This window comes from Paraburkholderia steynii (assembly GCF_900100565.1).
In the GTDB taxonomy this organism is placed as follows: Bacteria; Pseudomonadota; Gammaproteobacteria; order Burkholderiales; family Burkholderiaceae; genus Paraburkholderia; species Paraburkholderia terrae.
On the sequence record NZ_FNDI01000012.1, the window covers coordinates 123,924 to 141,471 of the forward strand.

Consider the following 17,548-nt stretch of genomic DNA (forward strand, 5'->3'; position numbering starts at 1 on the left):
ATCATGATAGACAGATTTGCACTTTTTTGTATCACAGGCGCATCGTAGGATCGGCTCAGAATCCATCCCGTCACCGCCGACCGATAGGCCCGTAAGCCATGAAGACTTCGCTGATACTTCTCCTCGCCGCACTGAGTTTCGCAAGCCAGGGCGCGTTCGCACGCGATAACGACACGATTCGTCTCGGCATCGACCCGACCTATCCGCCGATGGATGCGAAATCCCCCGACGGCAGTCTCAAGGGCTTCGACGTCGATCTCGGCAATGAAATCTGCAAGCGCATTCACGCGCATTGCGAATGGGTCGAACTGGAGTTCTCCGGCATGATTCCGGCGCTTCAGGCGCGCAAGATCGACGCGATCATGTCGTCGATGGCGATCACCGCGAAGCGCGAGCAGCAGATTCTCTTTTCGTCGAAGCTGTTCCAGTTCAAGTCGCGACTGGTCGCAAAGCAGGGCACCGCGCTGAACGGCAGCGCGCCTACGACGCTCGCCGGCAAGCAGATCGGCGTGCAAACGGGCACGCAGTTCGAGTCGTTCGCGCAGTCGCACTGGGCGCCCGCTGGTGTCCATGTGGTGGCGTACAAGGGCCAGGACGAAGTATTCAGCGACCTGGTCAACGGACGCCTGGACGGCGCGTTGCTCGGCACCGTCGAAGCCGACTACGGCTTCCTGCGCACGCCGCAAGGCAAGGGCTTCGCGTTCGTCGGCGAGCCGCTCGATATGGGCGATCGCGGCGTCGGCATCGGTTTGCGCAAGGACGAAGCCGCGTTGCAGGCGTCGATCAACACCGCAATCGCGTCGATGCGCAAAGACGGCACCTACGCGCTGATCGCGCACAAGTATTTCGACTTCGATCCGTACGGTAACTGATCCGGTTACACGTCGAACGACATCCAGAAGAGTCACATGAACAGGCAATCGATTCCGCTTCTTTCGCCCGCTGTCGGCACCTCACGCGAACTCGTCGCGTTTCATTTCGGCCCGCAAAACAGCGGGCAAAAGATCTATATCCAGTCGTCGCTGCACGCGGACGAGACGCCCGCGATGCTCACGACGGTGCTGCTCAAGCGGCGCCTTGTGGAACTCGAAGCGCAAGGCTTGCTGAAAGCCGAAATCGTGCTCGTGCCCGTCGCGAATCCCGTCGGGCTCGGGCAGCATGTGCTCGGCCAGTTCATCGGCCGGTTCGAAGCGGGCAGCGGCAAGAACTTCAATCGGCACTTCATGCAGTTCACGACGCTGCTGGATCGGGCGAAGGACCGCCTCGGCGCCGACGCGCAGCAGAACCGCAATCTGATTCGCGAACTGGTGCGTGAGCAACTGGATGCGCAAAAGCCGCTCACCGAGTACGAGTCGTTGCAACTCGCGTTGCTGAAGCTTTCTTACGACGCGGACGTCGTGATCGATCTGCATTGCTCGCTCGAAGCGGTGATGCACGTCTACACGAGCGAGGCGGGCTGGCCGGAGGTCGAGCCGCTCGCGCGCTATCTGCGCTCGGAAGCGTCGCTGCTCGCGACGGACTCGGGCGGCCAGGCGTTCGATGAAGCGCACAGCCTCTTGTGGTGGCATTTGCAGCAACAGATGCCCGCCGGCAAGCCGGTGCCGACGGGCACGGTTGCGGTGACGATCGAATGCCGTGGACAGCGTGACGTATCGTATGAAGTTGCGCAGCAGGACGCCGACGCGCTCGTCGACTATCTGACGCATCGCAAGGCAATCGAAGGTAGCGCGAAGCCGCTGCCGGAACTGCCGACGCCCGCGACGCCGCTCGCGGGCAGCGAGCAGTTCTACGCGCCCGTTAGCGGCATCCTCGTGCATCGCGTGAAGATCGGCGACTGGATTCGCGCCGGCGACGCGCTGTTCGATATCGTCGATCCGTTGACAGACGAAACCACGACGATCACCAGCAATACGGAAGGCGTGCTCTATATGCGACGCGCGATCCGCTTCGTGACGGCGGGCGCGCCGCTTGGCCGCGTGACGGGAACGCGGGCGTTCCGTACCGGCGTGCTGCTGGGCGCGTGAGGCGCGTCGAGTTTAGGCGCATAAACTCTGCGCCTCGGCGCGGGGCTGGCCGTTGGCGGCATACGCTGCTTTGGGCATGCGGTTTAGGCGCATAAACCCCGCGCCTCCGCGCGGGTTAGCTGTTCGCGACGTGCGGCGCTTCGGGCATGCGGTTCAGGCGCGTAAATTCCGCGCCTCGCCGCGTGTTAGCCGCTCGCGACGTCCGTCGCTTCGGGCATGCGGTTTAGGCGCATAAACTCCGCACCTCACCGCGTTCTGACCGTTCGCGAAGCCTGACGCTTCGAGCACATGGTCTAGGCGCATAAACTCGCCGCACCCCGCACGGCAAAGCGCGACGCGACGTGAAACCCCCATCGCGTCGCACCGCACTCACCTCACAACATCAAGCCACATTGAACCGCGCAGCCGGCGTCGTACGCGACAAATTCGGCCCAAGCGCGGCGCGCGCCGACTCGAACGCTTGCCAGTCGGCGTAATCGGGCAGCGACGGAATCGTCGCGAGTTCACCCAGATCGAAGCCGACAAGAGACGCATCCACCATCTGTTCCGCCGACATCACAATGCCCATCTCTTCGACGGTCTCGATCGGCATACCCGCGACGCTCCAGAACTCGGTGCGCGTCGCGCCCGGCAAAACGGCTTGCACCTTGACACCCTTGCTCGCCAGTTCGTGATGCAGCGATTGCGTGAACGCCAGCACGAATGCCTTTGTGCCGCCATACACGCCGTTCAGGATCTCCGGCGCCACGGCCACGATCGACGCAATGTTGATGATGTTGCCGCCGCCACGCGCGACGAAGCCGGGCGCGATGGCGTACGTGAGCCGCGTCAGCGCGACGACGTTCAGCTTGATCATCGCTTCCATCTTGCCGACGTCGGAATCCACCAGCGGTGCCGCAGCGCCAACGCCCGCGTTGTTCACCAGCATCGTGATGCTCGCGTCGGTGCGCAGCACGTTTTCGACACGGCGGATATCGGCGTCGTCGTTCAGGTCGGCGGCGACGATTTCTACCGAGCGGCCCGTTTCGTTCGAGATCCGCGTCGCCAGTTGTTCGAGGCGCGCGCGGTTGCGGGCAACGAGGATCAGGTCATAGCCACGGCGTGCGAGGCGATCCGCGTAGATCGCGCCGATGCCCGACGAGGCGCCCGTCACGACGGCCGTGCCGAGGTTCGCTGCGGTATTGGAAGAATTCGACATATCAATGCTCCTGAGGTCAGAGGGCGCAGGCGACGCGGCGTCGTCTGCATGACCGTCAGATTAGGTGCATACTCACATGGCCTCAATGTCGTATATGCCTCTTTTCCGGACATCACTGGAGCCAAGCCATGCTGCGCGTCGGAATCGTTCTGTTCCCCGGTTTTCAGGTGATGAATCTCGGCATGACGAGCGTGCTGGAGTTCGCGAACCGCGAGATGAGCGAGCCCTTGTACGAATACGTTCTGCTGTCCGAGCACGGCGGGCCGGTGCCGTGCTCGTCCGGCTTCGAGGTCTCGACCCAGCCGTTCGACGACAGCCGCTTCGACACGATCCTTGTTGTCGGCGACAACGATTTGCAGCCGTCGCCGCCGTCGCTGATCGAGTTCCTGAAGCGGGCGGCGCCGGCGGCGCGCCGCGTTGCCGCCGCCTGCACGGGCGCGTTTCATCTGGCCGATGCGGGCCTGCTGGACGACAGGCGCGCGACCACGCACTGGTACTACGCCGAAGACATGCGCAAACGTTATCCAGCTGTGAAAGTGGAAGAGGACCGCATCTTCATCATCGATAACGACGTGTGGACGTCGGCGGGTATGACGGCGTGCATCGATCTTGCGCTCGCGTTCGTCGAAAAGGACGCGGGCGTGGAGCTTGCGCGCCATGTCGCGCGCAAGCTCGTCGTGTATCACCGGCGCGCGGGCGGTCAATCGCAGTTTTCGGCGCTGCTCGAACTCGAGCCGAAGTCCGATCGCATCCAGACGGCGCTGTCGTACGCGAGGCGCAATCTGAACACGCCGCTTTCCGTCGAGCAGCTCGCGGACGCCGCGCATCTGAGCCCGCGGCAGTTCACGCGCGCGTTCAGGGAAGAAACGGGGCAGACGCCCGCGAAGGCGGTCGAGCGGCTGCGCGTCGAAGCGGCGCGTCTGATGCTCGAGACAGGGCGACACGGCGTCGACGTGGTGGCGCGCGACGTGGGCTTCGGCGACCGCGAGCGCATGCGCCGGGCTTTTTTGCGTGCGTTCGGCCAGCCGCCTCAGGCGATCCAGCGATTGACGCGCGGCATCGAATGACGGATTTAAAGCATTGGTAAGGCCGTGTAATTTATCGATTTCAGCTGAGGAGCCCGCCATTTAAAGGGTTTGAGACGGCACGCCAAGAACGTTTTAAATATGCACTAAAGATTTTCTGTGAGTGGTCCGTAATAAGACGGGTCTGGGACGCCGCCGCAACGCAAGGTCATTGCGTGTGACGGGCAATTTTTCCCGATACACGCGGCGTCAAGGTCAGGCGCCCTCCAGAACCCCGATGGAAATCTCACAGATGAAAAGGCTGTTGGTCACGCTCGCGGCGGGCTTTGCGCTGTCCGCACCCGTCGCGCACGCTCACGAAATTTATGGTCAGGTCGGCACGGAAGGCCTCGGTATCGGCTTCTCCGAACCGCTCGGGACGCGCGACAACATCCGCGCCGAATTCAACGGCTTTGCGCTCTCGCACAACTTCAGCGCCGGTGGCCTGAACTACGACGGCAAGGCCAAGATCTATCACGGCGGCCTGTACCTCGACTTCTTCCCGGCGCCCGCCACGGTGCCGTTCCGCATCACGGCCGGCATGTTGATCGGCGGGGATAACGTATCGGGCGACGCGAACAGCCCGAGCGGCACGGTCAACATAAACGGCACCAACTACGCCACGAATGGCGAGACCGTTCACGCGAAGGCGAAGTATCCGACGGTGCGTCCGTATATCGGCATTGGCTTCGGTCATACGCCTGTCGCGCAGAAGGGCTTCTCGGCGTTCTTCGATGCAGGTGTCACCTATGGCCGCCCGGAAGTGACGCTCGACGTCCCCGCGGACATCGTCGCCGAAGCGGGTCAGGCGAACGTCGATCAGGAGCGCCAGGCGCTGCAGGACAAAGCCGACAAGTGGCGCTGGTACCCCATCGTGAAGGTCGGCGTGACGTATCGTTTCTGATCGCCGCATCGCAAGCAAAAAGCAAACGGCCCGCCATCGGTCTCGGCGAGCCGTTTTTCTTTTCGCGAAGCAGCGATGCGCGACGGCGGCGAGCGGGCCACGTCGCGCGGCAGCAAGCTCAGATGTTCAGCTTCGACACCTTGGTGCCCGCGAGCGACACGTCGGCCATCAGTCCGGAGTTCGTCATGACGATTGCTTCGACAGGCTCGGTTGCCGTCGTTGTATCGACAGCGCCGTTCGCCCCGACCTTGATGAGCGCCACCGACGCATCGGCGCCCGCCGACCAGCCCTTGGCGTTGCGGAATTTGTCGAGCGCGTCTTGCGTCATGAAGAGGAAGATGATCGCCTTCGACTGTGCGCCCGCCTGCAGGCCGAACGAGCCGGAGATCGTGCTGTAGTAGCCCGCCGTGCTGCCGCCGACGCGCAGCGCGCCTTCGCCATACTGCCCGCCCACCACGAAGCCCACCTGCAGCACGGATGGGAACACAAGTACGCCGCGCGCCTTGCCGACCAGTTCGCGCGAGCCCTGTACGGTCGTGTAGAGCTTCGAAAGCGCGCCGTCGACGCTGGAGTCGATCGACTGCCGCTTGGACATGTCGGTCGCGGCCGATTCACCGCTGCTCGTCGTCGTGCTGCAGCCCGACAACAGCAGACTGCCGTATGCGAGTGCAGCGGCACTTGCTGTCACGAAGTGTCTTCTTTGCATTGTCGTTCTCCGTCAATGAGGCATTGGAAGGGAAATGCACGTTTGCACGCGTGATCTCGCGCAAGCGCAACAGCTACGCTCCCTCTACCAATATCAGAAACGTGTTGCGGTTGTGAAGTGCAGCGCTGAAATTGCCTTGCCTGAGCGCAAAACCTGAGGCAATTGACGACGCGAATGTGTCGCTGGGCGAAACGATGCGTATGACCGTTTCATTGTGCGTGCAATTCGCTCAGTGAACTCGCGCTGAAACGAAGCAAAAAAAGCCGCGCGCTCCTTTCGAAGCGCGCGGCTGAACACACGACATCGCGATCAATACGCGCTGCGCGTGCTTACCTTCAGTTTCGACACCACGCCGGGAATCGCCTCGCTCGCAGGCAGCGCTTCATCGATCGACGTGCGTCCGCCGTCGCGGAAGAACGCCTGCTCGGCGGCCTTGTTCAGCACGAGCACGCTGATGCGGCGGTTGGTCGGCTCATCGGCGACATTCGCGTTGAGCGGCAGCACGTCGGCGAGACCGCGTACCTGCAGCAGCTTGTCTTCCCGCATGCCGCCTGCGACCAACGCACGCCGCGCCGCGTTCGCGCGTTCCGACGACAGCTCCCAGTTCGAATAACCTGCCGGGCCGTTCGCGTAGGTAGCGGCATCCGTGTGGCCCGCAATCGAAATGCGGTTATCGACATCGTTCAGCGACGCACCGATCTGCGTGAGAATCTCCACCGCGTAGCTCTGCAGTTTCGCGCTGCCCGTCGCGAACATCGGACGCTTCAAGGAATCGACGATCTCGATGCGCAAGCCCTCGTTCGTGATCGAGATGCGGATCTGATCCTTGAACGCCTTCAACGCGGGTGTCTGCTCGATGAGCGCCGACAGCTTCGCCTTCAGTTGTTCGAGACGCGCGGTGTCGTTGGGCGCCATCGTCGCCTGCGTGAGCGTCGGTTTCGCGGGCTCCTGCTGCGCTTTCTTGCCGTCGCCGGGGCGCGTGTCGGACATGTCGCGGCCGCCGCCCTGGATGACGTTCGGACGCGCTGCCGCCGTCCCTTCGTTGCCGCCAAGCAGGCTCGACAGCGGCGTGTTGAAGTAATCCTCGATGCCCTGCTTGTCGTACTTCGACGTCGAGCCGAGCAGCCACATCAGCAGGAAGAACGCCATCATCGCGGTCACGAAGTCCGCGTAGGCGATCTTCCATGCGCCGCCGTGATGCGCGCCGTGCCCGTCGCCCTTCTTCGAGCGTCGCACGATGACGGGCGCGGCTTTCTCGCTCGCCTCTTCGCCGCGGGGTCGTCTTTCGGCCATGACAGTCTCCTTCTCCGCGCGCGTCAGGCCGACTTCGGCATCTTGGTGGCGCGCACGGCGTCGTCGAGCTCCTGGAAGCTCGGGCGGTCGGCCGTGAACAGCACTTTGCGGCCGAATTCGATGGCGACGGGCGGCGCGTAGCCGGACAGTGACGCGAGCAGCACGGCCTTCACGCACTGATACGGCTTCGCTTCCGCGCGGCCCTTTGCGTTGAGCAGATCCGCGACGGGGCCGATGAAGCCATACGCGAGCAGAATGCCGAGGAACGTGCCGACCAGCGCGCCCGCGATCATCTCGCCTAGCACGGCGGGCGGCGCGCCGACCGAGCCCATCGTGTGTACGACGCCCATCACGGCCGCGACGATGCCGAACGCGGGCAGGCCGTCAGCCATCTTCTGGATCGCGTTCGCGGCCACCGACGATTCGGCGTGATGCGTCGCCAGCTCTTCGTCCATCAGGTCCTGCACCTCGTGTACGTTGACGTTGCCCGTCGCCATCATCCGCAGATAATCGACAATGAAATCGAGCAGATGATGGTCCTTCAAAACGTGCGAATACTTCTGGAAAAGCGCACTTTCTTCCGGCGCATTGACGTCGACTTCGAGCGCCATCATGCCTTCCTTACGCGCTTTCTGAAGCAGCTCGTAGAGCAGCGCAATCAGTTCGAGATAAACCTCTTTCGAATAACTGCCGCCCTTGAAGCATCCGGGCAAAGCCTTGATGGTTTTCTTCAATACCGAAACGGGATTGCTGACGACGAACGCGCCCATTGCCGCGCCGAAAATACACAGCAGTTCGAACGGCTGAACCAGCGCGGGCAAATGGCCGCCCACTCCCACGAAGCTCCCGATCACAGAGCCGAGAACGAGCACCCAACCAATAGCGACAAACATGGACCCTCTCCAATTTTTAGCAACGTGCGGCACGCAAATGAATCGGCAGGTTTTACTGCCTGAAATTGCGTACCGTTTTGTTAATTCCGTGAAGGTAGTAACGGCTGGATCGGCGGCGTGCTTAAGTGCGGGCAAAGCCCAATCGGGAAAATATTTTCGACTATTTGATTTGTATCGATGCTTCGGTCGTTTTTACTCAGAAGGTTTTTACCGATCGATGATTTAAAACAGATAATTGTCCGCGGTCGGCAACATGGCTGAAATCTTGAGTGTGGCGTGAAAATAGTTCGTGAATAACAAAGCACGCCAGCGCATCTGTTGAAAGCGGGCACTACATGCGGTGGTCCAGTCCGCAGGGGTGTGCATCGACTCATGATTTGAGTCGATTAGGCGCGCAATCGACTCAAGTGGGTTACACTGTTTTCGACTCACAATTCGAGTCGATTAGAGCCCGCAATCGCCTCAACGCATTCAGCACCATGTCACCAACCCGACCTCTCATCTGGAAAGCCTTATCGTGGCCAGCCATGCACTACGACGCTGTTCGCGTCGGCGGCGAGTTGGCCCGCGCGCGCAGAGCTCAGGGCGTCGTTGAAGGCAAGCTGGCGGGTCTTGGCTTCGAGCGGCGCCTCGAACTTGCCGCCGAGGCCTGGAGCCAGGATGCAGTCGCGACGGCGGCCATCGAGGGCGAACGCATCGACCTCACCGCAGTGCGGTCGTCCGTGGCACGGCGACTCGGTGTCGGGAATCAGGATGGCCCGATTGCGCCCCGAAGCGTCGAAGGGCTTCTCGACATCATGGATGACGCTGTGCGGCAACGGGAAGCGCCACTTACGCACGATCGATTGTGTGCGTGGCAGGCGGCGCTCTTTCCGACTGGCTACTCGGGCATGGTCAAAATTCTCGTAGGCGCCTACCGCGAGCGTGCCGAGCCGATGCAAATCGTCAGCGGGAGCGTCGGACGTGAAAAGGTCCACTACGAGGCGCCGTCATCGGCGGATGTCCCGACCGAAATGCAGAAGTTCCTGGACTGGTTCAACGCAGCGACCGGGCACGACAGTCTGGTCAAAGCGGCACTCGCCCACCTGTGGTTCGAGACGATTCACCCCTTTGAGGACGGGAATGGCCGCATTGGTCGAGTGCTGATCGACCTCGTGCTGGCGCGCGACAGCGGTGAAGTCAGCCGCCTGATTCGTACCTCACAGCGCCTGCTCGACAAGCGACGCGACTACTACGCGCAACTCGAGCGCGCTCAGCATGGCGAGCTGGACGTGACCGAATGGGTGCTGTGGTTTGTCGAACAGGTGCGAGTGTCCTGCGAAGAAGCGTCCAGTGTCGTGGACACCACGCTCGCTAAAGCCATTTTCTGGATGAACCATCAGGACAAGGTACTTACGCCTCGACAGCGCAAAGTCGTCAACCTTCTGCTCGACGCCGGTCCCAACGGCTTCGAAGGGGGCATGAGCACCAGAAAGTACGAGAGCGCCGGTGGCACCTCGCGGGCCACAGCGTCGCGTGAACTCATCGAACTCGAGGACATGGGGCTATTGTCCAAGATCGGTGCCGGTCGATCGACCCGCTATTACCTGAACATCCCAGGGTGGGGACCGGCGGACACGGCCGCATAACTTCACTGCGCCAAAGCCGCCGCATCCGAAGCCGGCGATTCGATGATCGCAGGCGTGCTGTCAGGCGAAGCAGCGGCGGCTTCGTGCGCGTGCGTTGTCGCAGAGACGGGCGTTGCCGAAGCAACCGGTGTCGCTGCCGCTGCAAGCGGCGCGGCCTGTTCCTTCGATGGCGCGGGCATGATGACAGGCGCCGCGTTGCCGCCGGGCATGGACGACATCGGCGTGACCACCAGCGCGGGCGCGGGAGCGGGCATGGGCAGCGGCGTCGCGTCGACGGTATTGCCCGGCACGGGCACGCTGCGCACCACGTTGGCCAGATAATGGCTGATCAGATTGAAGAAGCCGTCGTAGAACTTGCCCGACTGGATCGTTTCGCTGGAAATCTTCACCATCGCGTCGCTGTTCTGGCGGATCGGCAGCGACAGCGAGCCGAGCACGCTCAACCCGACGCTCGCCGACGTATCGCTCTTCTTGAGCGCGTAGCCGCTCTGCACCGCGTTCGCATAGACGATGCTGCTGTTGGTCGCGTCGTCGCCCGCCGTGCAGACGATGTGGAATTCAACGGTGAAGTGCGAGTCGCTGGCAGGCTGGAAGTTCTTGCTGGCGTCGACGGTATCGGGGCGCACCAGCGTCGTCATGTAGCCCTGGCTCAGGAGCGCGCGGCGCGCGCCTTCGCAGGCCTCCGTGCTCGTCACCTGAAACGTGCGCGTGTACGGACTCGCGCCGCTGCTGACGAAGTCTTCCTGCAGCTTCGCCTTGGGCGGCGTCGAGCACGCGCCGAGCGCGGCAAGCACGGGCAGGGTCAACGCGAGAGCAATACGGGAAGGGCGGCTGGACATGATGAAGAGGCGAACAACGGGCATCGGACGGCAAGCATTGTAGTGCGGTTTGATGGCAAGCCGTTATTACATCGACTGACAGCCGCACGCGCTCGGGCGGCGCGCGAAACGGGGCGCGGACGCTTGCCCATGCCGCGCAAGGCGCCCGCTCCGCTGGCGTATCTCTTACGAAGTATTTCAGGCGCGCGGCCTGCCGGCCGTCGCGCCGTGTCAGAGCACCCAGCTTTGCGCGGTGCGCGGCAGTTCGACCGTAAAGACAGTGCCGACGATCTCGTCCGATTTGCCCGTCACCTTGCCGCCATGCATGTGGACGATCTTGTCCACGATGTGCAGCCCGAGGCCGAGCCCTTCGCGCGAGCGCTCGCCCGCGCCGTTCGAGCCGAAAGCCTCGAACAGATGCGGCAGCATCGCGGGCGGAATCGCGCCGCGGTTGCTGACAGTCAAGCGGAGCCGGTTCGGCTCTTCAGCATTGAGGTCGACTGTGATCGGGCTGTCGTGCTCGCCGTGATGCAGCGCATTGCTGATCAGATTCGAAATGGCCTGCCACAGCAGGTCGGTATCCCACGTGCCCGTCGTGTTGCCGCGCGAAGTGAACACGATCTGGCCGGCGCGCTCATGCGTCGCGAACTCTTCGATCACGCCGCGGCACAGCGCCGCCAGATCGCTTGCACGCGGTTGCAATTGCATGCGGCCGCCTTGGAGGCGCGCGAGGTTGAGCAACTGATGCACCATCCGCGACATGCGCATCGTGCTGTTCCTGATGCGGCCCGCGACGGTCGCCGATTGCTCGTCGGAGGCGTTGCGCACGAGAAATTCCGCTGACGCCAGCACCGTGCCGAGCGGCGTGCGCAGATCGTGGCCGAGCACGGCCATCAACATCTCGTTCGCTTCGAGCAACTGGCGCGTGGTCAACAGCTGATCGGCGAGTTGGCGCTTGTGCTGCTCCAACTGCACGAACACATCGACCTTCGATTGCAGGATGCGCGGGTCGAACGGCTTGTGCAGGAAATCGACGGCGCCCGCTTCGTAGCCGCGAAACGTGCGCGACGCGTCTTCCGCCGTGGCCGTCAGAAAGATGATCGGCACGTGCGACGTGCGCGGGCTGCCGCGCATCAGCGACGCAAGCTCGAAGCCGTTCATGCCGGGCATGTTGACGTCGAGGATCGCGAGCGCGGCTTCATGCTTGAGCAGCAGGTCGAGCGCGGCCGTGCCCGAGTTCGCGACCAGCAGCTCGATCCCCGGACGCGCCAGCAGCGCTTCGAGCGCCGTGATGTTATGCGCGATATCGTCGACGATCAGAATGTTGACGGGTGAGTTCCTCATGTCATCGTTCTAGTGTGAGGCGGCAAACCGGCGAGCCGCCGGGCCATCAGGGTTGGAGAAAGCACTTCGTCGACGGCGCCACGCGTAATGGCCGCGCGCGGCATCGTCGCGGAGACAGCCGTTTGTGGGTCCTGCACCCACGCGAGGCCGCCCATCGCGCGGATCACTTCGAGGCCGTGCGCGCCGTCGTCGTTCGCGCCCGACAGCAGGATGCCGAGCAGCCGCTCGCGGTACACGTGTGCGGCGGATTCGAACAGCACGTCGATGGACGGCCGCGAATAGCGCACGGTCGAATCGATCGACAGCGCGACCGTGCGGTCGTCGTCGATCAGCATGTGATAGCCGGGCGGCGCGAGATGCACGCGGCCCGGCAGGAGCGGCTCGCCCGCATCCGGCTCGACGACGGGCAGCACGCAGCGATAGCCGAGCGTTTCGGCCAGACGGCTCGGCGAATCGGCGGGCAGGTGCGAGACGATCACCACGGCGATCCCGAACGATGCCGGCAGCGCGGGCAACAGCACGTTCAACGCGTCGATGCCACCCGCCGACGCGCCGATCGCCACCGCCTCGAACGCGCGCGTTTCCATCGGCGCGGTTGCGCCCAATGGAGAAGGTCGGCGAGGTGTGTTCATACGCGTCGATCGATCGTTCGATGTTGGGGGGCACGGGCAGTCTAGCGCTTCTGATAGATGCGCTCGCGCTCGCGGAATTCTTCAAATGCATCGTACTGCGTCGAAAAGCGCAGGCTTTCCTTGCTGCCCAGGCCGAGAAAACCGCGCCGCACCAGCGAGTCCTTGAACAGCCCCAGCGCGCGATCCTGCAGGCCGCGATCGAAATAGATCAGAACATTGCGGCACGACACGAGATGCGCTTCAAGAAACACTTCATCGGTCGACAGGCTGTGGTCCGCGAACACCACGCGCTCCTTTAGCGGGCCGGAGAAGCGCGCGCCGCTATACGCCGCGTGGTAGTAATCGGCGAGCGAGCGCTTGCCGCCCGCGGCCAGATAGTTGCGCGTGAAGCCGGCGATCCGGTCGAGCGCGTAAATGCCCGCCTCGGCCCGCGTGAGCGCGTCGGGGTTGATGTCGGTTGCGTAGAAGAGCGTGCGTTCGGTGAGACCCGCTTCGTCGAACAGGATCTTCAGCGACCACAGTTCCTCGCCCGTGCTGCAGCCGGCCACCCACACCTTGATCGACGGATACGTTTGCAGCACCGGCAGCACATGATCCCGCAGCGCGAGAAAGTACGCCGGGTCGCGGAACATCTCGCTGACCTGCACCGTCAGGTAGTGAAAGAGCCGCACGAAGTCCGCCTCGTTGCGCATGATCCTGTCCTGCAACTGCGAGAGCGTCGTCACGCCGAACTCTTCGAGCGCCTGCATGAGACGACGCCGCAGCGAAGACATCGAGTAGTGGCGGAAGTCGTGCTGGTACTTCAGATAAATCGCTTCCAGCAGCAGCTTCAGCTCGATATCGAAATCGTGCATGCGTTGCGGCGAATCGTCGTACGAGATGCGGCTCATGGCTGACGGTTCCTCGCGCCTAGCGTTGCCGCAGCCAGACGCGGCACAGCGAGATCAGCTTGTCGACGTCGATGGGCTTCGAGATGTAGTCGTCGGCGCCCGCTTCGAGGCAACGCGTGCGGTCTTGCGCCATCGCCTTCGCCGTCAGCGCGACGATGGGCAGATGCGCGAAGCGCGGGTCGCGGCGGATGTGTGCTATCGCCGTCAGGCCATCCATCTCCGGCATCATGATGTCCATCAGCACGAGATCCACCTCGCGTCCGGTGTTCAGCGCTTCGAGCGCTTCGCGCCCGTTGCGCGCGATTTCGAGCTTCGCGCCAAGGGGCTCCAGCACATGCGACAGCGCGAAGATATTGCGCACGTCGTCTTCTGCAAGCAGGATGGTGCGCCCCTCGAACTGGTTGTCGCGCTGGCGCACGGTGCGCAGCATGCGCTGCTGCTCGGGCGCGAGCGACGACTCGACGCTATGCAGGAACAGCGTCACTTCATCGAGCAGACGTTCCGGCGACTTCGCGCCCTTGATGATGATCGATTTCGAGTAGCGGCGCAGCCGGTGCTCTTCGTCGCCCGACAGCATGCGGCCCGTGTAGACGATGACGGGCATCGCCTGATGCGTCACGTCGGCGGCGAGCTGTTCGAGCAGATCGTAGCCGGTGCCGTCGGGCAGCGCGAGGTCGGTCACGACGCAATCGAACAACGTTGTGGACAGTTGCTCGAGCGCGCCCGCGAGCGTCGCGACGGCGACGATTTCCGTGGTGTCGCTCCGCAGTAGCGCGCGCATGCTCTCGCGCATCGCCGCATCGTCCTCGATCACCAGCACGCGTTTCATACGCTGCTGCAGGCGCGACTCCAGCCGCCGGATCGCGGCTTCGAGCGTGGTGCGCGCCGTGGGCTTCAGCGTGTAGCCGACGGCGCCCAGATGCAGCGCCTTTTCAGCGTGATCGGTGGCGGAGACGATGTGAATCGGGATGTGACGCGTGGCGGGATCGTTCTTCAGCCATTCGAGCACCGTCAGCCCCGAGCGGTCGGGCAGGCCGACGTCGAGCAGCACGGCAGTCGGCTGCATGTCGCGCACGAGCGTGAGGCCAGTCGTTGCATCGGTGGCATGGACGAAGTCGAATTCGAGCTCATGCGTGAGATCGCGCAGGATTTCGGCAAAGACGAGATCGTCTTCGATCGCGAGAATCAGGCGGTTTTCGTGGCGGAGGTTGTCGCGGTCGTCGCCGATCGTCGGCTGCGCGTTGCCCGACAGCACGGGCGCGGCCACGGACGCGGTTTGCGCCACGGGTGACGGCGCGGGCTTGCTGCGCACGGGCAGCGTCAGCGGCTCGATCACCTGCGTTGCGCGGGCCCGTGCTTCGGACGGGCCTTGCAGCGGCAGCCATAGCGTGAACACGCTGCCCTTGCCCGGTTCGCTCGCGACGCTCACGCGGCCGCCCAGCAGCCGCGCGAACTCGCGCGAGATCGACAGGCCGAGGCCGCTGCCGCCATAGTGGCGACTCGTCGAGCCGTCCGCCTGCTGGAAGGCTTCGAAGATTAGTTCGAGCTTGTCGGCGGCGATGCCGATACCCGTGTCGCGCACGTCGAAACGCAGCGTGTCGGCGTCGCCGGCGGCGACCGTCAGCGCGACCTCGCCGTGCTCGGTGAACTTCAACGCATTCGACAGCAGATTCCGCAGAATCTGCGTGACGCGCTGGCCGTCGGTGACGAACGTCTCGGGCACGCCGGGCACGCGTTCGACGTAGAACTGCAAATGCTTCGCCGCCGCCATCGGCTCGAACATTTCGCGCAGCGATTGCAGCATCGAGTCCACGGGCACCGTTACGCTGTCGATCGTGATCTGCCCGGCTTCCACTTTCGACAGATCGAGAATGTCGTTGATCAGCACCAGCAGATCGCTGTTCGACGCATGAATCGTTTCCGCGTAGCGCACCTGTTCTTCCGTCAGGTTGCCCGTGCGGTTCTCCTGCAACAGGCGCGCGAGAATCAGCGAACTGTTCAGTGGCGTGCGCAGTTCGTGCGACATGTTCGCAAGGAACTCGGACTTGTAGCGGCTCGACTGTTCGAGCCGCGCGGCATTCGCGGCGAGTTCATCCTGCGCTTCGAGCAGATCGGCCTTCTGACGCTCCAGGCGCTTCGCGTAGTCTTCGAGTTGCACGTTGGTCTGCTCGAGTTCCGCCTGTTGCGCTTCGAGCCGCGATTGCGATTCGACGAGCGCGCGGCCACGTTCTTCGAGCCCTTCGTTCGACACGCGCAATTCTTCCTGCTGCACCTGAAGTTCTTCATTCAACTGCTGCGTTTCGGCGAGCGCATCCTGCAGACGCTCGCGATACAGCGCGGCTTCGATGGAGTCGCCCATGCTGTTCGCGATCAGTTGCAGGAACTCGTGATCGCGCGGCGCGATGTTGCGCATGAAGCCGAGTTCGACGACGCCGTTCACGATGCCGTCGTTTTCGATAGGCAGCACGACGAGATTGCGCGGCGGGCTCATGCCCGTGCCGGAGACGACTTTCACGTAATCGTCGGGGACGTCGTGCAACACGAGCGTGCGGCGCGACACGGCGGCCTGGCCGATCAGGCTTTCGGCTTCGCGGAACGTGCGCGCCGCCTGTTCGCTTTGCTGGCTGAAGCCGTACGTGGCGATGCGTTTGAGGCTACTGGTCGCGCGGTCGCGCACGTACATGGCCGCGACTGCGACGTCGAGATACTCGGCGAGAAAGTCGAGTATCGCGCGGCCGACGAGAGGCGAACTCGACTGGCCGATGATCTTCTCCGCCAGCAGGCGCTGCCCGGAGCGCAGCCATACTTGCTGCTGCAAGACTTCCGTGTGCTCGGCCTGGCGCGCGAGCACGCCACCGTACGACTCGGACAGATTCACCAGATCGCGCCGCCCGCGATACGCGATGAAGCCGCTGATCGACAGGCTGAACAGCAGAAAGACGCCCACCAGAATTGAGGTGACGCTGCGCACGTCACTAGAGCGCTGTTGACGCAGCGCTTCCTCGACAGAAAGAAACTGCCCGAAGAGTCGCCGCGTTTCGTCGAACTCGATTTTTCCGCGTCCGCTCTTCACCTGCTCGGTGTAGTCGAGGTTGCGCCGGCGCAGATCGATCATCTCCTGCGCGAACTGGTCCCAGCGCTGCTGCACGCCGCGAATGCGTTTGAGCTGTTCGACCTGGGACGGATTGTCGGAGACCAGTTGCATCAGCGTGTTGATCTCGGTTTCGAAACGCGGCTGACCCAGCTGATACGGTGCGAGGAAAGTCTCGTCGCCTGTGATCAGGAAGCCGCGCAACGCGGACTCGCGATCGACGGCAAGCCGCAGCATTTCATTCGCGTTGCCGATCACGCGCTCCGAATGCTCGACCCAGCTCATCGTGTTGACGAGATAGGCGATCAGCGCGACGAACAGCGCCATCGTGACGACGCCGAGCGCGAGCGGCAGCGCGATATTGCGGCGAATGATGCGGCGAAAACTGATCTGATCGACAGCGGCGGCAGCGGTCAATTTTTCTGCGGTGCCGCCTGGCTCGTGTGATGGATTCGGCATTTTTGACTGGAAAAAGCGTTGGCGTCTTTAGTTGTAGCCGGAATGTGCGACTGCACAGCGATGCCCAGATTGCAGCGATGCAATTCGTTGTGTGGACAAGCGTTGAAAAGTATCACATAGCGTCGGGCGTTCGTGGAATAGGACGCTGAAACGGTGACGGCCGGACAGAAAGTGAGCGCTTAGGGAGGACTGGCGGGGAGGGGAGAGCACGACTCTCGACACTGCAAAAACCAGCGCGGCCGCACGCAGAAAACGCCGCGCGCGGCCGACGCGATCGAACGATGTTTACTGGCTCGCACCTTGGCCAATACCTGCCTTTTTCTGCGCGTCTTGCAAATCCTGCGGGTAGTTCGAGTCGTTCGCGCGGCCAGGCTGGTAGCCCGCGTCTTCGAGCTTCTTCAACTCGGCGTTCTTCTTCGCGCGCGCTTCCTTGCGGGCCTGCTTTTTCTGCTGCTTGGTCGGCTTCGCGGCGGAGGCGGCGACGCCCGCCGCGCCCGTGCCCGTGCCCGTCGAAGCGTCGTTTTGCGCAAATGCCGGCGCAGCCGCGCCGATGCCCAGCGAGGCCGAGGCGAGGAGGACGATCAGTTTTCTGGCGATGTGCATT

At 63.2% G+C, this 17,548-nt stretch carries 15 protein-coding genes; 5 read left to right on the plus strand and 10 right to left on the minus strand.

The window, feature by feature from the left end; all coding sequences use genetic code 11:
- Nucleotides 1-98 precede the first annotated feature (98 nt).
- Entirely contained in the window at nucleotides 99-872 is a 774-nt protein-coding gene (locus tag BLT65_RS22085) for a transporter substrate-binding domain-containing protein (RefSeq protein WP_091780918.1), read from the plus strand.
- Nucleotides 873-908: 36 nt separating this feature from the next.
- A complete protein-coding gene (locus BLT65_RS22090; RefSeq protein WP_091780921.1) occupies nucleotides 909-2,024 on the plus strand; it encodes a succinylglutamate desuccinylase/aspartoacylase family protein in 1,116 nt (371 codons plus the stop codon).
- Between the two features lie 382 nt (nucleotides 2,025-2,406).
- Here the strand turns inward: BLT65_RS22090 and BLT65_RS22095 are convergent, their stop codons facing one another.
- Nucleotides 2,407-3,222, minus strand: coding sequence for an SDR family NAD(P)-dependent oxidoreductase (locus BLT65_RS22095; protein WP_091780924.1), 816 nt, complete (start codon nucleotides 3,220-3,222; stop codon nucleotides 2,407-2,409).
- A gap of 128 nt (nucleotides 3,223-3,350) precedes the next feature.
- Between BLT65_RS22095 and BLT65_RS22100 the strand changes: the two genes are divergently transcribed.
- Both BLT65_RS22100 and BLT65_RS22105 read left to right on the plus strand, forming a co-directional pair.
- Nucleotides 3,351-4,289 carry a GlxA family transcriptional regulator gene (locus tag BLT65_RS22100; protein WP_042304445.1) on the plus strand — a complete coding sequence of 313 codons (939 nt, stop codon included), beginning with the start codon at nucleotides 3,351-3,353 and terminating at the stop codon, nucleotides 4,287-4,289.
- Between the two features lie 250 nt (nucleotides 4,290-4,539).
- Nucleotides 4,540-5,190: a hypothetical protein gene (locus BLT65_RS22105; protein WP_091780926.1), complete on the plus strand. Its 651-nt coding sequence runs from the start codon at nucleotides 4,540-4,542 to the stop codon at nucleotides 5,188-5,190.
- A 118-nt stretch (nucleotides 5,191-5,308) separates the two neighbouring features.
- Here the strand turns inward: BLT65_RS22105 and BLT65_RS22110 are convergent, their stop codons facing one another.
- The 3 genes from BLT65_RS22110 to motA all read right to left on the minus strand — a co-directional run bounded on the left by BLT65_RS22110 (nucleotide 5,309) and on the right by motA (nucleotide 8,082).
- A complete protein-coding gene (locus BLT65_RS22110) occupies nucleotides 5,309-5,896 on the minus strand; it encodes a BPSL1445 family SYLF domain-containing lipoprotein (protein ID WP_042304446.1) in 588 nt (195 codons plus the stop codon).
- 309 nt (nucleotides 5,897-6,205) lie between these two features.
- Complete coding sequence (gene motB, locus BLT65_RS22115; RefSeq protein ID WP_042304447.1) at nucleotides 6,206-7,189, minus strand: flagellar motor protein MotB; 984 nt, start codon at nucleotides 7,187-7,189, stop codon at nucleotides 6,206-6,208.
- A gap of 23 nt (nucleotides 7,190-7,212) precedes the next feature.
- Nucleotides 7,213-8,082 (minus strand): flagellar motor stator protein MotA, encoded by an 870-nt coding sequence (gene motA / locus BLT65_RS22120; RefSeq protein WP_042304448.1) that lies wholly within the window; start codon nucleotides 8,080-8,082, stop codon nucleotides 7,213-7,215.
- A 479-nt stretch (nucleotides 8,083-8,561) separates the two neighbouring features.
- On the opposite strand from motA, the gene BLT65_RS22125 reads away from it, so the two are divergent.
- Nucleotides 8,562-9,710 (plus strand): Fic family protein, encoded by a 1,149-nt coding sequence (locus BLT65_RS22125; protein WP_279634472.1) that lies wholly within the window; start codon nucleotides 8,562-8,564, stop codon nucleotides 9,708-9,710.
- Between the two features lie 2 nt (nucleotides 9,711-9,712).
- On the opposite strand, the gene BLT65_RS22130 is transcribed toward BLT65_RS22125, so the two are convergent.
- From BLT65_RS22130 to BLT65_RS22155, 6 genes are all read right to left on the minus strand, one after another.
- Nucleotides 9,713-10,549 carry a DUF2242 domain-containing protein gene (locus BLT65_RS22130; protein ID WP_244186543.1) on the minus strand — a complete coding sequence of 279 codons (837 nt, stop codon included), beginning with the start codon at nucleotides 10,547-10,549 and terminating at the stop codon, nucleotides 9,713-9,715.
- A 210-nt stretch (nucleotides 10,550-10,759) separates the two neighbouring features.
- Nucleotides 10,760-11,872, minus strand: a complete 1,113-nt coding sequence (locus BLT65_RS22135) for a hybrid sensor histidine kinase/response regulator (RefSeq protein ID WP_091780935.1) — start codon at nucleotides 11,870-11,872, stop codon at nucleotides 10,760-10,762.
- On the minus strand, nucleotides 11,869-12,504 hold the full coding sequence (locus tag BLT65_RS22140; protein ID WP_167306520.1) for a chemotaxis protein CheB: 636 nt from the start codon (nucleotides 12,502-12,504) through the stop codon (nucleotides 11,869-11,871). The genes BLT65_RS22135 and BLT65_RS22140 overlap by 4 nt, the downstream gene beginning before the upstream one ends.
- Nucleotides 12,505-12,545: 41 nt before the next feature.
- Nucleotides 12,546-13,394 carry a CheR family methyltransferase gene (locus BLT65_RS22145; protein WP_091780939.1) on the minus strand — a complete coding sequence of 283 codons (849 nt, stop codon included), beginning with the start codon at nucleotides 13,392-13,394 and terminating at the stop codon, nucleotides 12,546-12,548.
- A gap of 19 nt (nucleotides 13,395-13,413) precedes the next feature.
- Complete coding sequence (locus BLT65_RS22150; protein WP_091780942.1) at nucleotides 13,414-16,902, minus strand: response regulator; 3,489 nt, start codon at nucleotides 16,900-16,902, stop codon at nucleotides 13,414-13,416.
- Between the two features lie 327 nt (nucleotides 16,903-17,229).
- Nucleotides 17,230-17,547 carry a DUF4148 domain-containing protein gene (locus BLT65_RS22155; protein ID WP_042304452.1) on the minus strand — a complete coding sequence of 106 codons (318 nt, stop codon included), beginning with the start codon at nucleotides 17,545-17,547 and terminating at the stop codon, nucleotides 17,230-17,232.
- Between the last annotated feature and the right edge of the window lies 1 nt (nucleotide 17,548).